This window comes from Sphingomonas sp. BL-S-28 (assembly GCF_055521515.1).
In genome coordinates, this window is sequence record NZ_CM145483.1 from 502,110 (window position 1) to 517,946 (window position 15,837).

13 protein-coding genes are annotated in these 15,837 nt (G+C 64.4%); 5 read left to right on the forward strand and 8 right to left on the reverse strand.

Features of this window, described 5'->3' with window-relative positions:
• Position 1: 1 nt before the first annotated feature.
• Both ACZ1JC_RS02160 and ACZ1JC_RS02165 read right to left on the reverse strand, forming a co-directional pair.
• Positions 2-1,078 (reverse strand): LLM class flavin-dependent oxidoreductase, encoded by a 1,077-nt coding sequence (locus tag ACZ1JC_RS02160; protein WP_465139546.1) that lies wholly within the window; start codon positions 1,076-1,078, stop codon positions 2-4.
• A gap of 40 nt (positions 1,079-1,118) precedes the next feature.
• Entirely contained in the window at positions 1,119-2,012 is an 894-nt protein-coding gene (locus ACZ1JC_RS02165; protein ID WP_465139545.1) for a TauD/TfdA dioxygenase family protein, read from the reverse strand.
• Between the two features lie 193 nt (positions 2,013-2,205).
• On the opposite strand from ACZ1JC_RS02165, the gene ACZ1JC_RS02170 reads away from it, so the two are divergent.
• Positions 2,206-2,958: a TetR/AcrR family transcriptional regulator gene (locus ACZ1JC_RS02170; RefSeq protein WP_465139544.1), complete on the forward strand. Its 753-nt coding sequence runs from the start codon at positions 2,206-2,208 to the stop codon at positions 2,956-2,958.
• Positions 2,959-3,014: 56 nt separating this feature from the next.
• Positions 3,015-3,974 carry a TauD/TfdA dioxygenase family protein gene (locus ACZ1JC_RS02175; protein ID WP_465139543.1) on the forward strand — a complete coding sequence of 320 codons (960 nt, stop codon included), beginning with the start codon at positions 3,015-3,017 and terminating at the stop codon, positions 3,972-3,974.
• A 36-nt stretch (positions 3,975-4,010) separates the two neighbouring features.
• Here ACZ1JC_RS02175 and ACZ1JC_RS02180 read toward each other — a convergent pair whose 3' ends face one another.
• Positions 4,011-6,269, reverse strand: coding sequence for a TonB-dependent receptor (locus tag ACZ1JC_RS02180; RefSeq protein WP_465139542.1), 2,259 nt, complete (start codon positions 6,267-6,269; stop codon positions 4,011-4,013).
• Between the two features lie 308 nt (positions 6,270-6,577).
• Between ACZ1JC_RS02180 and ACZ1JC_RS02185 the strand changes: the two genes are divergently transcribed.
• Positions 6,578-7,426 (forward strand): SDR family NAD(P)-dependent oxidoreductase, encoded by an 849-nt coding sequence (locus ACZ1JC_RS02185; protein ID WP_465139541.1) that lies wholly within the window; start codon positions 6,578-6,580, stop codon positions 7,424-7,426.
• Between the two features lie 3 nt (positions 7,427-7,429).
• Here ACZ1JC_RS02185 and ACZ1JC_RS02190 read toward each other — a convergent pair whose 3' ends face one another.
• A complete protein-coding gene (locus ACZ1JC_RS02190) occupies positions 7,430-8,203 on the reverse strand; it encodes an SDR family oxidoreductase (RefSeq protein ID WP_465139540.1) in 774 nt (257 codons plus the stop codon).
• Between the two features lie 61 nt (positions 8,204-8,264).
• Positions 8,265-9,509 (reverse strand): glycosyltransferase family 4 protein, encoded by a 1,245-nt coding sequence (locus ACZ1JC_RS02195; protein WP_465139539.1) that lies wholly within the window; start codon positions 9,507-9,509, stop codon positions 8,265-8,267.
• Positions 9,510-9,716: 207 nt separating this feature from the next.
• On the opposite strand from ACZ1JC_RS02195, the gene ACZ1JC_RS02200 reads away from it, so the two are divergent.
• A complete protein-coding gene (locus tag ACZ1JC_RS02200; protein WP_465139538.1) occupies positions 9,717-10,631 on the forward strand; it encodes a LysR family transcriptional regulator in 915 nt (304 codons plus the stop codon).
• Here ACZ1JC_RS02200 and ACZ1JC_RS02205 read toward each other — a convergent pair.
• Positions 10,592-11,059, reverse strand: a complete 468-nt coding sequence (locus ACZ1JC_RS02205) for an Rrf2 family transcriptional regulator (RefSeq protein ID WP_465139537.1) — start codon at positions 11,057-11,059, stop codon at positions 10,592-10,594. The genes ACZ1JC_RS02200 and ACZ1JC_RS02205 overlap by 40 nt on opposite strands.
• A gap of 87 nt (positions 11,060-11,146) precedes the next feature.
• Between ACZ1JC_RS02205 and ACZ1JC_RS02210 the strand changes: the two genes are divergently transcribed.
• On the forward strand, positions 11,147-11,926 hold the full coding sequence (locus ACZ1JC_RS02210; RefSeq protein WP_465139536.1) for a class I SAM-dependent methyltransferase: 780 nt from the start codon (positions 11,147-11,149) through the stop codon (positions 11,924-11,926).
• 47 nt (positions 11,927-11,973) lie between these two features.
• On the opposite strand, the gene ACZ1JC_RS02215 is transcribed toward ACZ1JC_RS02210, so the two are convergent.
• Together ACZ1JC_RS02215 and ACZ1JC_RS02220 are read right to left on the reverse strand one after the other, a co-directional pair.
• On the reverse strand, positions 11,974-14,040 hold the full coding sequence (locus ACZ1JC_RS02215) for a glycoside hydrolase family 97 protein (RefSeq protein ID WP_465139535.1): 2,067 nt from the start codon (positions 14,038-14,040) through the stop codon (positions 11,974-11,976).
• 203 nt (positions 14,041-14,243) lie between these two features.
• Positions 14,244-15,836: an alpha-amylase family glycosyl hydrolase gene (locus tag ACZ1JC_RS02220; protein ID WP_465139534.1), complete on the reverse strand. Its 1,593-nt coding sequence runs from the start codon at positions 15,834-15,836 to the stop codon at positions 14,244-14,246.
• Position 15,837: the final 1 nt, after the last annotated feature.

The following is a 15,837-nucleotide window of genomic DNA, read 5'->3' on the forward strand; positions in this document are numbered from 1 at the left end:
CTTAGGCCGCCACCGGCGCGCCTTCCTTCAGGCGCGGCATCACCTTTTCGGCAAAGACACGCATCTGGCGATAGACATCCTCGTAAGGCATGCCGCCGAAGCTGAAATTGGCGATGATCCAGTAATCGCCCACCATGCGCTGACGCGTGAAGTGCTTTTCCACCAGCTGATCCGGCGTGCCGATCATGTTGCCGGAAATGTAGTCGCGATAGGCCTTGTCCGGGCCCCCGGCTGCCTTTGCCGCCTCCCCCATATAGACGTACGTGGAATAGGACGGCAGGCTGCGAAAGTGCTCGGCGCCGAATTCATAGTGCTCGGCAACTTGCTGGAACTGCGCGGAAAAATACTTGTCCGTATAGTCCACCACCTGTTGCTCATCCTCGAAGCAGACCACGAAGTCGCTGATGACGAAAGGCGGCGCCGGCTCGCCGTGAAGCCGGGCGAAGGTATCGCGGTAGAATTCGATTTCGGGCAGCGCCTTGGTCCAATCCCCCTGCGAAAAACGCAGCGTGCGCAGCCCCAGTTCGGCCGCTTCCTCCACCGAGGATCGCGACATGGAAACCATGACGCAGCGGTCCTTCGACCATCCCTCCGGCCGGGGCCGGACTTCGACGCGCGGCTGCGGGAAATGCGGACCCGCCCCTTCCACGAAGCCGGTTTCCAGTCCTTCCAGGATCATCGGCGCCGCTTCGTCGAAGCGATCGCGGGAGTCGGCCAGATCGGTACGGAAACCGGTGAATTCGCGCCGTGCCGCCCCGCGCCCCATGCCCAGGATCACCCGCCCGTTGCTGAGGTGATCCAGCATCGCGGTCTTCTCCACCACGCGCAGCGGATCGTTCCACGGCAGGATCACGGCCGCTGGCATCAGCTTGATCGTGCTGGTTTTCGCCGCGACATAGGTCAGCAATTGCAGCGGATCGGGGCACGCGGCGTAATCGGTGAAGTGGTGCTCCACCGCCGCCGCGAAGTCGAAGCCCATCGCCTCCGCCTCGATCGCCAGCTGGGTTTCGCGCCGGAAGAAGTCACCATCCGGCATGCCGTGGAGGTTCTGAAAGCCCAGATGAATGCCAACCTGCATGGATCGTTCCCTGATTTTTCGGTTTGAACGGCGCGCCGGATCAGGCCGGCGCAGTGACGGATTCCTCGCCATTCAGCGTGCAGCGGTGGAGTTCGCGGCCGCTTTCGCGATCGAACGGCTCCACCCGGTGCATCGTCGCGGTATTGTCCCAGATCGCGAGATCGCCCGGCTGCCACTTGTGGCGATAGACGTAGCGGTCCTGCGTGGCGTGGATCATCAGCCGCTGGAGCAGATCGTGGCTCTCGGCCGGCTCCATGCCCTCCACATAAGCGCCGGAGGTGCTGAGCACGAGCGAGCGCACGCCCGAACGATGCTGCCACACCAGCGGGTGCGATCGCTGCGGATAGGAACTCCACAGCGCGAATTCCTCGACCGAGCAATCGCGCTTCGCCGGGAACAGCGCCGCCTGCATCGTGTGGACCACGCGCAGGCGTTCGAGCCGGCGTTGTTCCTCTTCCGGCAAGTCGGCGAAGGCGGCGGCGGTATTCGCAAACAGGGTGTCTCCGCCGCGGACGGAAAGGCGCACGGGGGCCAGCAGCGTCGCAAACGGGGGCACTTCCTCGTACGTCCCGTCCATGTGCCAGAGCTGGTTACCGAACAGGAAGCGGGCGTATTCGGGGTTGCGGGTCTCGTCCAGCGTGACGCGCAGAACGCCGCCGTCGCCCTCCGTCAGGACCGCGCCGTCGGCGCCGCGCCGCGCCGAACCGATCCGCAATTCTCCCAGGGAATGCGCGATCGTGCGCAGTTCGTCGTCGTCCAGCGGCACGTCCCGAACCACCACCACGCCGCGCCGCACGAGCAACGACCGGATCGCCCCGGCGTGAATGCCCGAAAGCAGCGCCTGCTTGTCGATCATGATCTGCGAGGCGATGCGCGGGGTAAGGTCTGCCGCCCGGATGGTGCCGGCATCGGACATTTCGCCTACGGGTACCATGGTTTTCGCCTCTCCCTCGCCGGATTTGCACCGTGCGACAGTCGTTGCACTTTCGGGCTTGACCGACACCGTTGCAGCGCCGATTATCACCCATATCGTTTCAAAAAGCGATTTACGGTTCACACTGTCCCTCATTCGATGGCGCCATGCAAGCAATTATTACCTGCATCGTTTTATATATCGGAAAGCAGCCATGAAGGCGCCGGATGACGACGGCGGCGCTACGCCCGGTCGCGGGCCGGGCCGCCCCTCGCTCAGCAATCAGGAATTGCTGGACCGGGCGCTTGTGCTCTTTCTGGAAAACGGCTTCGAACGGACCAGCATCGATGCGATCTGCGCCGCTGCGGGCATGGCCAAGCGCACGTTCTATCAGCGCTATGGCGACAAGCTGACCTTCTTCAAGGCCACGCTGGAACGCGCGATAGAGCAATGGATCCTGCCGCTGGATGCGCTGGAGGAATGCGTGGATGACGATCTGGAGGAGACGCTGCTACGCATCGGCCGCCGCCTCGTCGCCAATGTCATGAGCGAGGATGGCATTCGCCTGCTGCGCATCACCAACGCCGAAAGCCCCCGCATTCCGGAGATCGGCGCCTTCACGTACGAGGCCGGCACCGGCCCCACGATCGATTGGCTGTCCCACCTGTTCCGCCGCCGTCTCGGTTGCCCGGAGGACGAGGCGCGCAAGGCGGCCATCGCCTTCATGAACATCGCCGTAGGCGGGCCGCCGACCGCCGCCGCCTGGGGCGTGCCGGTCAGCGCGGAAGAGGTCGACGCCAACATCCGCTATGCCGTCCACGTGCTGCTCCATGGCCTGCTGCCCGTAACTGCCCCGCGCAAGTCGGCCGCAGCGCCCGACACCGGCGAAATCGAGCGACTGCAGCGCGAGAACGAGCAATTGCGGCGCTTGCTGGTCGATTCAATGTTGCGAACGCAGGCGCCCTAGGGCGCCGCCGCTGCCGACCAAAACGCCGGAGCGTCAAACGGGAAGGATGCAAGACCATGGGCGAACTGAAGATTGCACCGCTTCGGCCGGATCTGCCGTTCGGTGTGCGGATTTCCGGCGTCACGCATGAGGTTCTGGCGGACGCGGCCAATCGCCGCTCGATCGCCGACGCCTTCGAACGCGAAGGCCTGATCGTCTTCGACGCCATCGAGCAGAGCGACGAGATGCAAGTGGCGCTGAGCGGCGTGTTCGGCCCCTTGAAAGAGCATCCGCTTAAGGAAGTCAGCCGCGTAGACGGAGACCGGCTGCCCGGCGTGGTGGAGATCAAGCAGGAACCCCATGCCTCCGGCGTTGTCGAGATTGCCGGGCGTCCGCTGGCGCACTGGCTGCCCTGGCATTTCGACCATTGCTATAACGATGAACTGAACCGCGCCGGCGTGCTGCGCGCCACCCGGATCACGCCCGAAGGCGGGCTGACCGGCTTCGTCGACGGCGTGGCGCTCTACCGTGCGTTCCCCGCCCATTTGCGGGACCGACTGGAGCAGGCGGAGATCCTCTATACTCTGAATGTCGCCTACGGCACCAACCGCTTCGGCCAACCGGAGGGCCTCCGGATCGTGCGCGAAAAGCCCGGTGCGCTGGAGATGATGGCGAACCGCAAGGGGGCGCCGCGTGCGATCCATCCCGCGATCTGGACCCGCGGCAATGGAGCACGCTGCCTTCACGTCTCACCCTACATGGCGGAAGGCATTCTGGGGCTGGAAACGGCAGAGGGCGAGGCGCTGCTGGAAGAGGTCTGCCAGGCAATCAACCGGATCGCCGCCGATCAAAGCTATCACCATGCCTGGCAACTGGATCAGATGCTGATCTGGGACAACTGGCGCATGCTTCACGCCGTTTCGGGCAACGATCCCGCCCATGGCCGCACGATGCAGCGCACTACCATCGCCGGGGATTATGGCCTGGGCCGTTTCGAATCCCCGCCGATGGAAGCCGTGCCCCAGATCATGATGTGACGGGTCGCGCTGTCGCCAGCGCGCCCACCAACACCCTCAGTAGTCGAAACGCACCGTCACGCCGTAAGTGCGCGGCGCGGCGCGAGCGGTGGTTGCGCCCAGCCCGGTCGAGATCTTCTGCTGGAAGTACTTCGTGTCGGAGATGTTCTTCATCCAGAATTCCAGCCCCCACTTGTCGGTCGGCCGGTATTCGATCGAACCGTTCAGCAGCATATAGGCGTCCTGCCGCAGCACCCCGTCGCTTTCGAACGGATAGCCGCTGTTGTAGCTCGCCAGCATGGTTGCGCGCAGTTGCTGCACTTGATCAATCGGGATCGTCGCGCTGGCACCGAAACTGGCGGAGAAATCCGGCGCCGTCGGCGTCTGGAAGCCGGAGGCATCGCCGAAGCAGGTCTTGAAACCGCCCGTCTGCGGCCCGGTCGTGGTGCCGGGATCGCTGGTGCCCTGTGCATCGCAGACCGCCGGGTTGGGATAGATGAACGGCGCACCCGCCAGCATGTCGGTCGGCCCGAAGTAGTGGAACCGCGAATTGAGCCAGGTAAACCCGCCGAACAGCCGGATGCCCTCCACCGGCGCCGCTTCGAAATCGACGTCCACGCCGTCCACCTTGACCGAGGCGGCATTGAGCAGCACCGCCGAACCCAGCGTGCCGACGGCGGCCGAGCGGACCTGATAGTCCGTGATATCATAATGGAACGCCGCCGCGTTCAGGCGCAGCGCGCGGCCGAACAGTTCGGACTTGATGCCCACTTCATAGGCGTTGATGTACTGCGGCTTCACCGGCGGAAGCTGCGGGTTCTGCAACGAGTAAGTGCCCGCCTTGAAGCCGCGATTGTACGAGACATAGGCGCTGATATCGCGCGTGATGTCCTGCCGCAGCGCCGCGCGCCAGGTGAACTTGCCGTAACTCAGTTCATCGTCGGTGGGGATCAGCGGGCCCACCACATCCCTCACCAGCGCGGCATAGCCGCCGCCCAGCTGCCGCTTGTCGTTGGTATAGCGCACGCCGCCGGTCAGCTTGGTGCTAGGCGTAATCGCCCAGGTCACTTCGCCGAAACCGGCGATGGAATCGGTATCCAGCGTGGCGTCGATATACTGGCCGGTGGTCAGCCCGCCCAGCGCCAGCCCGGTGAAGCGCGATCGGTTGTAGACCTCCGAATGCAGGTAGAAGGCACCGATTTGCCAGCTGATCGGATCGGTGTCCGCCGAGGCAAGGCGCAGTTCCTGCTGGTACGCGCGCGATCCGGAGGTGAAGGCGATGCGCAGATAAGGCACCTGGGTCGCGTCCACGTCGAAATCCGAATGATTGCGGCTGTCGCGCAGCGAACTGATGCTGGTCAGCGCCGCAAAGCCCAGATCGAATTCGCCGGTCAGGCTTACGCCCCAGTTCCGCAGCTGCGTCAGCGAATAGTCGTTCGATGCCGTGTTCATGCTGCCGATCGAGCGGATGCCGCCGGTGACGAGGAAATCCTCGTCCACGCTCCAGCCGATGGCGGTATTGTCATCGGTATCGTAATAGTCGCCCGCCAGCACGAATTTAACCGCGTCACTGGGGCGGATCACGATCTTGGAGCGGGCGCCCCAGTACTTCATCTTCTTGATATCGCGATCGAGCGTAACGTTGCGGCCCCAGCCGTCCCGTTGGTCATACCCGGTCAGCGCAAGGTCGGCGCTGATCCCCTCGGTGATTGGGCCGCCGATATAGGCCTGCCCCTGAATCGTGTCGTAATTCGCATATCCCGCCTGCGCCGATGCTTCCAGTTGGTCCCCGGGTTCCTTGGTGATGACGTGGATCAAGCCGCCGAAGGCGTTGCGCCCGAACAGCGTGCCTTGCGGGCCCTTCAGCACTTCCACGCGCTCGATATTGTTGAACTGCATGACGGTGCTGGACAGGTCCGGCATGTAGACACCGTCTACATAGAAGGCGTTCGATCCCTCATCGCCGATCGAGGCATTGGTGGTGCCGACGCCGCGCACGAAGAACAGGCCGCTGGCCCCGGACCGGGAAAACTGGACGGCGGGAACCGCCTGCGTCAACGTGTTCGTTTCGGAAATGCCCGCGGATTTCAGCGCTTCGGACCCGACCGCCGTGATCGCGATCGGCACATCCTGCAGGTTTTCCGCGCGCCGCTGGGCAGTGACGATGATCTCCTTCACGCCGTGGCTATCGTCCTGCGGTGGAGGTGGTGCTTCCTGCGCCAGGGCAGCAACAGGCGCACCCGCGAGCAAAAGAGCCAGTGTTCCGCGGCAAGTACGCGGCAGAACGCGGCTGGACGGCAGACGAAGTCCGTTCATGGCAAGGCCTCCACATCGTGCATTGCGCCGTGCACAGGGGCCGGCGCCTCTCCCTTTGCGAAGTCGCACCCTCGCGCCTCGCCTTATTGCTTCGTGCGGCCGGCACCCTCCGGCAGCGCACATCCGCAACGGTGGTTGGCCGGGGATGACCGGTCAATGAATTAGAAACCTATCAGGTGATTAATTTCCGCCTCAGTCATAACCGATTGCCGGAAAAGACACCTCTTCACCCCGCGAAATGGCAGGCATTGAAACGACAACGGTGACAATATAGGCTCGCGAACAGAGACCAGAAGGGAGAGGCACGGATGACGAAGGTGGCGGGCCGCACGGCGGTGGTGACCGGCGGCGGCAGCGGAATCGGGCGTGGGCTGGCGCTGGAACTGGCCGCCAAGGGCGCATCCGTCGCCATTGCCGATATCATGGCCGACAATGCCCGTTCGGTCGCGGCAGAGATCGCAGCCAAAGGCGGCAAGGCGCTGGCCATCGAATGCGACGTTACCGACATGGCCTCTCTGGCGAATGCCCGACAGATGGCGAGCGAGCATCTCGGCCCGGTGTCGCTGCTGTTCGCCAATGCCGGCGCCACTTCGTTCGAGCGGATCACCGACATGAGCGCGAACGATATCGACTGGATCGTCCACGCAAACCTGATCGGCGTGCTGAACTGCGTGAAGACGTTCTATCCGGACATGGTGGCCGCGCGGGACGGTCATGTCTGCGCCACGGCATCGACGGCCGGGCTGCTACCCAGCTGGATCCCCTATCACGCCGCCTATTCGGGCGCGAAGATGGGGATCATCGGTATGATGCTGAACCTGGCGGTGGAGGCGCGCGAATATGGCGTGGGCGTAACCGCCTTCGTACCGCACGGCGTCGTCAGCAACATGAAAGCGAACAACGCGCGCTACCGCCCTGCCCGCTTCGGTGGTCCCGGCGAAGGCGAAGTGCAGATCCCCGAAGGCGCGCAGTGGCACGCGGAAGTGACCTTCCGCCCCGCCGAACTGGTCGGCAAGCTGGTGGTCAAGGCGGTGGAGGAAGACCGCCCGATGGTGATCAGCGACGGCGGCATCCGCAAGACGTTTGACGAAACCTATCGCCGCATCGTCTATGACGCCTTCGACTTTGCCGACGCCTTCTACGCGGCGGAGAATTGAACCCTAGAAATGCGCCAGATAGCCGCCGTCCACCGCCAGCACTTGCCCGGTGACGTAGGACGCGGCGGGTGAGGCCAGGAAGACCACGGGGCCAACCACTTCCTGCGGGCGGCCCCAGCGGCCCAGCGAGGTGCGCGTTTCCAGATGACGGCCGATAGCCGGATCGCTCACCATCGCCGCGTTGGCCTCGGTCGCGAAGAAGCCCGGCGCCACGGCGTTCACGGTGATGTCGCGCGGGCCCAGTTCCGCCGCCAAAGCGCGGGTCAATGCCTCAAGCCCACCCTTGGCCATCGTATAGGCCGCGTCGCCCGCCCGCGCGATGGGGCCGGCGATGGAGGTGATGTTGACGATACGCCCGCCCGCCGCCATGCGCGGCGCCAGCAGCCGGGCGAGATCGAAGCAGGCGATCAGGTTGACCTCCAGCATGTGGCGGACGGCTTCGCGGTCCAGCTCTCCAATCGGCCTGCGGTCACGGTGGCCCGCATTGTTGACGAGGATATCGACGGGCCCGCGTTCTGCCATTGCTGCCGCCATCGCCGCCTCATCGCACAAGTCGAACACCACCGGTTCGGCGCCAAGCCCGGCCTCTGCAATCATGGCAGCGACTTGCGCGGCGTGTTCCGGGTTGCGCCCGTGGACCAGCACATGCGCGCCGGCCTCTGCCAGACCGCGCGCGATTTCCCGGCCCAGCCCGCCCGCGGCTCCGGTCACCAGTGCGGTCTTGCCCGCCAATGGGCCGGCATCGGAAGATCGGACGGGGGAATCCTGCGTTTTCATCGCCCCCCGTTACAGCCCCCACGACTGGACGACCAGCCTTGGGTCGATGTTGTTCGGCCGCTTACCCCGTGCCGAACAACTGCCGCAGCAGGACAGCGCGCTTTCGATGCATATCGCTATGAGTATGGCTGGCGGCGACCCGCAGGGCGGAAAGCCCGGCTTGGCGCAGCACCTCCGGCCTTGCCGCACAATCGAGCAAGGTCTGGGCGAAAGCCTCGGGATTGTTGCCGCCAACCAGAAATCCCGTCTCGCAGTCGGTCACCACCTCGCGATTGCCGGCGGTATCCGTGGCGATCACCGGGACCGCTTGTGAAAAGGAATCGTAGAGAATGCGCGCCTGTTCATCCCCCGTCAGCGGCACGATCGTGGCATGATAGGATCGGATCAGTTGCATGAAGGCGGGGCCATAGGGCAGCGGATCGAGCAACCGGACCCGCACCGCCTTCGTCTTTTGTGCAAAAGCCTCTATATCGCCACGCATCGTGCCGGAGCCGATCACATCGATGCCGATCGGATCGATGCCGGCCTCCGCGCCCTTCCGATCCAGATGAGCAAGAGCTTCGAGAAACAGGGGAATGCCCTTTTCCGGCACCAATCGCGATGCCAGCAGGAAATGGGGTCGGTCGCGCTTTTCATCCCAGGCCGCTCCAGCCTGCCCCAACGAAATTACATTGTCGTCCGAAATCCAGCTGGCGGGCAGGACGACCGCGGTGCCCTGCGGGCCGACAGGCAGGCTGTCGCGGTAACCGGCATGGGTATAGACGGCCAGCGCGGCATGGCGCAGCGTCCATCGGGCGAACGATTCCGTAAGCCAGGCCCGAAACCGCGCCTTCCAACCGATGGAATCACTCTGCTGCAAACGCCAGAACGCGCTTTCGATGATGATGATCAGCGGCTTGCGCCGCAACACGGCAATTGGATTGACGATGGCGCCGACCGGGATGGGCCAGCCCGCCACGCCCGAATGGACGAGATCGGACCGGCCAATGGCTTTCCAGGCCCTGCCGATGGCAAAGGGAAGGTGCAACAGGGTCTTTACCATCCCCCCTTCCGGGAAAATTTCGACAAATTCGAGCTTGCCGCCCTCCGGTCCGATTGCTTCGACCATGCCCGGTTCGGGTTGGGCGATCTGTCGGCAGGGCGCAAGGACGGTCAGGTTTTCCAGATAGGCGAGATGCATGTGCAGATCGTGCCACCACAATTCGTCCAGCCAGACGCGACCCTGCGGATCGCGCGCAAAAGGAACCGGCGCCACGAGCAGATAGCGCTGTGCAAGACGCCTTTCATACCCCAGTTCCGCGTTCATCCCGATCACCCCGTATAGCCGGCATCCGCCGATCCAACGCCCTCGTCGGATATTGTCCGGTAAAGGTGGTTCTCGCGCCATTGGGATTTCTTCCAAGGAAGAAGGGGCTGTTGCGGCGCACCGCGCCTGCCCGGCAACCGTGGCGCCAATGCCGCTTGCATTCATGCGCAGGGACAGGAATGGCTTCTTGCCAGCAGGAGGCAGCGAATGGATCTCGATGACTTGCGCAGTTTTGCCATGGTTGTGCGCCATGGCGGCTTTTCCGCTGCCGAACGCGCCACCGGCGAGGCACGGGGCAAGCTGTCCAAGCGGGTTGCAAAACTGGAGCGAGAGCTTGGCGCAAGGTTGCTGGAACGCTCCACGCGCAATGTGCGGATCACCGAAGTGGGCCGCCAGGTCTACCGCCAGTGCGAGATCATAGCCGACGGCGTTTCCGCAACCCGCGCGATTGCGGAACGGGCGCGGGAGGACGTCAGCGGCGTGCTGCGCATCACCTGCCCGCCGGGGCTGGCACGGTTTCTGGGCGCCGAACGGCTTGCCTCGTTCCTGGCGCGCTATCCGCTGGTACGCGTGGACATGCACCTGACCAGCCGCCGCGTGGACATCATCCGCGAAGGGTACGACATCGCCCTGCGCGTGGACGTGGAAAAGGAAACCGACCTCTCGCTGACCATGCGCCAGCTTGGCAGGGGGCAGCGCATTCTGGTGGCAAGCCCGGAATTCCTGGCCGAACAAGTGGAGCCCGTGACAATCGAGACGTTGCAATGGTTTCCCACGCTATCGGTGGGCGAACATGCCGAGCATCATCGTTGGGATCTGGTCAGCGATGACGGGGAACAGCATCGCGTGCTGCATCAGCCGCGCCTTTGCACCAACGATTCCAGCATCGTGCGCGATGCCGCGCTGGACGGCCTTGGCATCGCCCTGCTGCACGAACGCGCCTGCCGGGAGGATCTGGCCCGCCATCGACTGGAGCGCTTGCTACCCCGCTGGCACACGGCCGAAGGCGTGATCCACATGGTCTTCGCCACGCGCCTTGGCATGTCGGCCGCGCAGCGCGCGTTCATCGATCACTATGCCGATCAGCCCTTCTTCACGGCCGAATTGACCTCAGAAGCCTGACCATCCGCGTCGCAGCGCGCGTCGAACCCTTTTGCCAGTTCGGCCAGAGTCACCGCACCCAGCCGCGCCAGCAGCAGTGCCTCTGCCTCCTGCAGCGCATCTTCCAGCGCTTCGTTGACCGCCTGCTCCACCGCGCAGTCTGAATTCGCGTGATCGCTGCCGATCGCGAAAATGCGCGGACCGCCCACGGCGCGATGGATATCCAGCAGCGAAACCGCATTCAGATCGGCGGCGATCGCCCAGCCGCCGCCGTGGCCCTTTTCGGAGCGGACATAGCCCGCATCGCGCAGCCCGGCCATCGTGCGGCGCACAACTACGGGATTGGTCCCCAGCATCCGCGCAATCGCATCCGACGTCATCGGTCCATCGTGCCGCGCCATATGGAGCAGCACGTGAAGCATTCGGGAAAGGCGGCTGTCGTTACGCACGGCACTTTCCTTCACATCTGGGCGGGGATTGGCAAGCCTCCCGTGTCACGATACTTACGATGTTACATGATTCGTGGAGCACGTGATATGGCTGAATTCGAAAACCCCGATCACTGGGACACGGCCGCCCAGCATTACGAAAAGACCGCGCATCCCTTCACCGCCCGCTTTGCAGAGGTGGCCCTCGCGCGCGTCAGGTTGACCGCCCAAAGCCGCGTGCTCGATGTCGCGGCCGGAACCGGCGCACTCGCGCTCTCGGCAGCGCAAACGGGCGCCCAGGTCATGGCCACCGATTTTTCGCCCGGCATGGTCGCGCGCATCGCCGCGGCCGGACTGCCCAATGTGGAGGCGCGGGTGATGGATGGGCAGGCGCTGGCGCTGGATGACGCCACGTTCGACGCCGTGTTTTCCATCTTCGGCGTCATCATGTTTCCAGAGTGGCGCAAGGGTCTTGCCGAGATGGCGCGCGTAACGCGGCCCGGCGGACACGGCGTGGTGGCGACATGGCAGGACCGCGGCGCCGCGACTTTCCTGCTGCTGGGCCAGATCCGCCAGAAACTGTTTCCGGATCGGGAGGGCATGACGATGCCGGCGGCGGTAAAGGCGCTCAACCATCCGGAGGACTTCGCCCGCGAACTGATCGCGGCCGGCTATCTCGATCCGCAGATCGAGCACGTCACGTTCGACTACGAACTCGACATGGCGGCACTTGCCGAGCCCGACAGCCTGTTCGGTATGTCTCCCGACTGGGCAAGCCTGACCGACGCGGAAAAGCAGGCGGTGATCGCCGAAGTGCGGCACATGGCGGCCGGGCGTACCATGCTGCCCATTCCCTCGACCGCGCTGATCGGCGTCGCTGTGCGATGAAATCGGGGCCTGAGTAAAAGGGGGCGGCTAGACCGCCCCCCCATCTCTTACTTGCCCGGCACCAGACGCATCGCCGCACCGCCGCCCGGCGCCAGCCAGAGGCTGTAGGTATCGCCCTTCTTCACCGTGCGCGTGTCATAGGCGATCTTGTGGCGGGCATCGGTCAGGTAGGTCGCGCCCTCCCCGTCCTTCCAGATCGTTGCCTTGTAGGTCTTGCCCGGTTCCAGGAAGTCGAACGAGAGCGTGACGTTTCGCGCCGTTGCATCGTTCACGCCGCCGACGAACCATTCCGGGCTCTTGCGGTCCTTGCGCGCGAATATCGCGTAATCGCCCACTTCACCGGCGATCAGGTGGCTTTCGGCCCAGTCGGTGGGGACGTGGCTGATGAACTCCATCTCGCGCGGATACTTGTCCAGGTTCTCCACGAAGTCCGCCGCCATCTGGATCGGCGAATAGATCGCGAGATAGAGCCCAAGCTGCTTGGCAAGCGTGGAGGCCAGCGGATCATGATGCGCGCCTTCAAGGCTCAGCACGCCCGGCGTGAAGTCCATCGGGCCGGAGAGCATGCGGGTATAGACCAGCGTCGGCTCATGGTCCGGCCCGTTGGCGAAGGCACCCCAGGCATTGTACTCCATGCCCCGCGCGCCTTCGCGGCTGACCCAGTTCGGGTAAGTGCGGCGCAGGCCGGTGTCCTTGACCGGTTCATGCGCATCGATGGAGATATGATGCTGCGCGGCCAGCTTCACCACGTCCAGATGGTGGTTCACCTGACGCTGCCCGTCATGCCATTCCATATGCGTTTCGCCAGGCTTTTCGCCGTAGTGCCAGGTATCGGCGATGATGCCGCCACCATCGGCGACATAGCCGGTCTTCACCGCAGGCACGCCCAGCTTTTCGTAGAGCGCGAAGCCTGCATCCATCTGCTTTTCGTAGATGGCGATATTGCCGCCAGTCTCGTGATGGCCGATCAGCACCACGCCCTTTTTGCGGGCATAGTCGGTCACCGCCTTGATATCGAAGTCCGGCGTCGCTTCGGTGAAACTGAAATCGCCGTGGCCGAACCAGTCGCCGTCCCAGCCCTTGTTCCAACCCTCGATCAGCACGCCGCCGAAATTATGGCGCGCGGCATAGTCGATGTACTGCTTGGCGCGCGCGGTGGTGGCGCCGTGCTGGGGGCCGGTCGCCCAGGTCCAGTCGCCGCGGATCATGCCCCACCAGATGCCGATATAGCGCATCGGTTTCACCCAGCTGACGTCGCCCAGCTTGTTGGGTTCGTTGAGGTTGAGTTCCAGATCGTTCTCGACAAGGCCCGCCGCATTGTCGGCAATGCGGATCGTGCGCCAGGGCGTGTTGAACGGCAGATCGCGCACCACCCGCGCGCCGCGTGACGAGGGCGAGAGCGTGGTGCGGAACTTCTGGCCATCCGCCCGCTTGAACCAGTATCCGGCATAGTCGACCAGGGCCGCTTCGTGGAACGACAGGTGGGTGCCGTCCTCCAGCTTCATGGTGATCGGCGTATGCGCGGTGGAAACGGCCTCGATCGCGGTCTTCTGGTAGACCTGCTCGTACCGGTTCCACTCGCCGCCGGGGATCCACCATGCCTCGCCCTTGGGCACGATGTCGAACTCGGTGGTTTCATCGGCGATCTTCATCGTCTTCATCGCCGGCTGCTCGGGCAGTTCGTAGCGGAAGCCCACGCCGTTATCGAACAGCCGGAAATGCACGTCCATCAACCGGCCGCCCTGCGCGGCGGACTGGCGGAAGTGGACGGTCACTTCGTTATAGTGATCGCGCACATTGCGGCGTTCACCCCAGGGCTGTTCCCAGGTATCGTCCTGCTTGCCGGTCTCGCTGCCGGAAATCGCAAAGCCGCGCACCATGTTGACGCCGTCGGTCAGCACGAAGCCCAGTTTGCTCGGCGCGATCAGCAGCTTGCCCTTGCGCGACAGCGACCACGTGGGGCGGCTGTCGTTGTCCGTGCTGACGGTGAGCACGATGGAGCCATCGGGCGAGGCGGCGGTGACGCTGGGCTTGGCTTCCTGCGCATGCACGGCAAGCGGCGCGAGAGCGGCGGCGAGGATGCCGGCTTTTGCCAGCAGGCGGAAAGGCTTCATGCCCGATCTCCTTTTGAAACGTATGCGAATGCGGACCAACCAGCCCGCTCAAAAAAATCCCGTCATCCCCGCGAAGGCGGGGATCCCGCTGTTCTTGCGGCCAAACGAGAGGTCGCAGAAGGAAGCGGGGCCCCCGCCTGCGCGGGGGCGACGATGGTGGATGGTGATGGCCTGATCCCGATTGCCTACCATTCCGGACGAGGTCATTCCTCGATCCAGATCGCGGCCCATGCGGGGAGCATGCCCGGCGCCGCGTCGTTGACCGCCGCAAGGACTTTACCCGTAGTCGATACACCTTCCGGCCAAGCCGCATCGCGCTCACCGATGTTGAACACGGCCAGCACCGAACGCCCATCCACCTCACGCCGCAAGACAAGCCGTGTCTCGTCCGCCAACAGCACCGTGCAAGAGCCCCGACGCAGCGCCGCATCGTCGCGGCGCAAGTGGATGAGACGGCGCGTCAGGTGCAGCAGCGAGGCGGGATCGGCCTCCTGCCGGTCGATGGCCCTGGCAAGGTTCGCTTCGGAGAGCGGTAGCCACGGATGGCCGCCGGTGAAGCCGCCATGCTCGTCCTGCGCCTTCCACGGCAGCGGCGTGCGCACGCCGTCGCGCGAGAGGGTGAGCGGCCAGTTGGCGATGGCCTCCGGGTCCTGAAGCAGTTCGAACGGCACCTCGTCCTGCTCCAGACCGAGTTCCTCGCCCTGAAACACGATCGGATTGCCCCTGAGCGAAAGGAGCAGCATCGCCTTCATCCGCGCAAATGCGTCGCGGTGCTCAGGAGCACACCAGCGCGAGACGGCGCGCGGGGCGTCGTGGTTCTCGAAAGCCCAGCTCGGCCACCCCATGCCGGGTTCATCAGGCCAGAATTCCTGCGCGGCAGCGACGCGCGCGGGGGTCAGACTCTCGGCGTAGAGGAAGTCGAAGCCATAGGCGCTGTTCAACCGCGCGGCCCCCTGAGTGAAGGCCTTCATCTCCACGCCGGCATTGAGCCCACCGACTTCGGCCAGCGAATAGGTATCGGGATAAGAGGCGATCAGCGCCTGCAGCCGCTCGATGAAGGCCAGAATGTCCGGGTGCGACTGGTTGAAGCGCTGGATCTGGAAGTCGTAGGGCCGCGTGCGGACTTTGCCATCCTCCGGCGCGGGCGGATTGTCGCGCAGCAGCGGGTCGTGCATCGAATGGTTGAGCGCGTCGATGCGGAAGCCTGAGACGCCGCGGTCCAGCCAGAACTTCGCGACGCCCAAGAGCGCGTCCTGCACGTTCGGGTTATGGCAATTGAGCTGCGGCTGCTCGGCCAGGAAGTTGTGCATGTAATACTGTCCGCGCCGCGCGTCCCAACGCCATGCGGGGCCGCCGAAGATCGATTGCCAGTTGTTGGGCGGGGTGCCGTCCTCCTTGGGATCGGCCCAGACGTACCAGTCCGCGCGCGGATTATCGCGGCTGGCGCGGCTTTCCACGAACCATGCATGCTGGTCGGACGTGTGCGCGTAGACCTGATCGACGATGATCTTCAATCCCAGATCACGGGCCCGCGCGATCACCGCGTCGAAGTCTTCCAGCGTGCCGAAGATCGGATCGACGGCGCAATAATCCGCGATGTCATAGCCAAAATCAGCCATGGGTGAGGCATAGAAGGGCGAGATCCACACCGCCTCCACACCAAGCCTGGCGACATGGTCGAGCCTTGCGGCGATGCCGGGCAAGTCGCCGATGCCGTCGCCATTGGCGTCCGCGAAGCTGCGGGGATAGATCTGGTAGATGGCGGCACCGCGCCACCATTCGGCAGGTAAGGTCATG

Coding starts and splice junctions, on each gene's coding strand:
- ACZ1JC_RS02170 (WP_465139544.1), top strand. CDS start 2,206: ATGAAGGCGCCGGATGACGACGGCGGCGCTACGCCCGGTCGCGGGCCG.
- ACZ1JC_RS02165 (WP_465139545.1), bottom strand. CDS start 2,012: ATGGTACCCGTAGGCGAAATGTCCGATGCCGGCACCATCCGGGCGGCA.
- ACZ1JC_RS02190 (WP_465139540.1), bottom strand. CDS start 8,203: ATGAAAACGCAGGATTCCCCCGTCCGATCTTCCGATGCCGGCCCATTG.
- ACZ1JC_RS02175 (WP_465139543.1), top strand. CDS start 3,015: ATGGGCGAACTGAAGATTGCACCGCTTCGGCCGGATCTGCCGTTCGGT.
- ACZ1JC_RS02180 (WP_465139542.1), bottom strand. CDS start 6,269: ATGAACGGACTTCGTCTGCCGTCCAGCCGCGTTCTGCCGCGTACTTGC.
- ACZ1JC_RS02220 (WP_465139534.1), bottom strand. CDS start 15,836: ATGACCTTACCTGCCGAATGGTGGCGCGGTGCCGCCATCTACCAGATC.
- ACZ1JC_RS02195 (WP_465139539.1), bottom strand. CDS start 9,509: ATGAACGCGGAACTGGGGTATGAAAGGCGTCTTGCACAGCGCTATCTG.
- ACZ1JC_RS02215 (WP_465139535.1), bottom strand. CDS start 14,040: ATGAAGCCTTTCCGCCTGCTGGCAAAAGCCGGCATCCTCGCCGCCGCT.
- ACZ1JC_RS02185 (WP_465139541.1), top strand. CDS start 6,578: ATGACGAAGGTGGCGGGCCGCACGGCGGTGGTGACCGGCGGCGGCAGC.
- ACZ1JC_RS02160 (WP_465139546.1), bottom strand. CDS start 1,078: ATGCAGGTTGGCATTCATCTGGGCTTTCAGAACCTCCACGGCATGCCG.
- ACZ1JC_RS02200 (WP_465139538.1), top strand. CDS start 9,717: ATGGATCTCGATGACTTGCGCAGTTTTGCCATGGTTGTGCGCCATGGC.
- ACZ1JC_RS02210 (WP_465139536.1), top strand. CDS start 11,147: ATGGCTGAATTCGAAAACCCCGATCACTGGGACACGGCCGCCCAGCAT.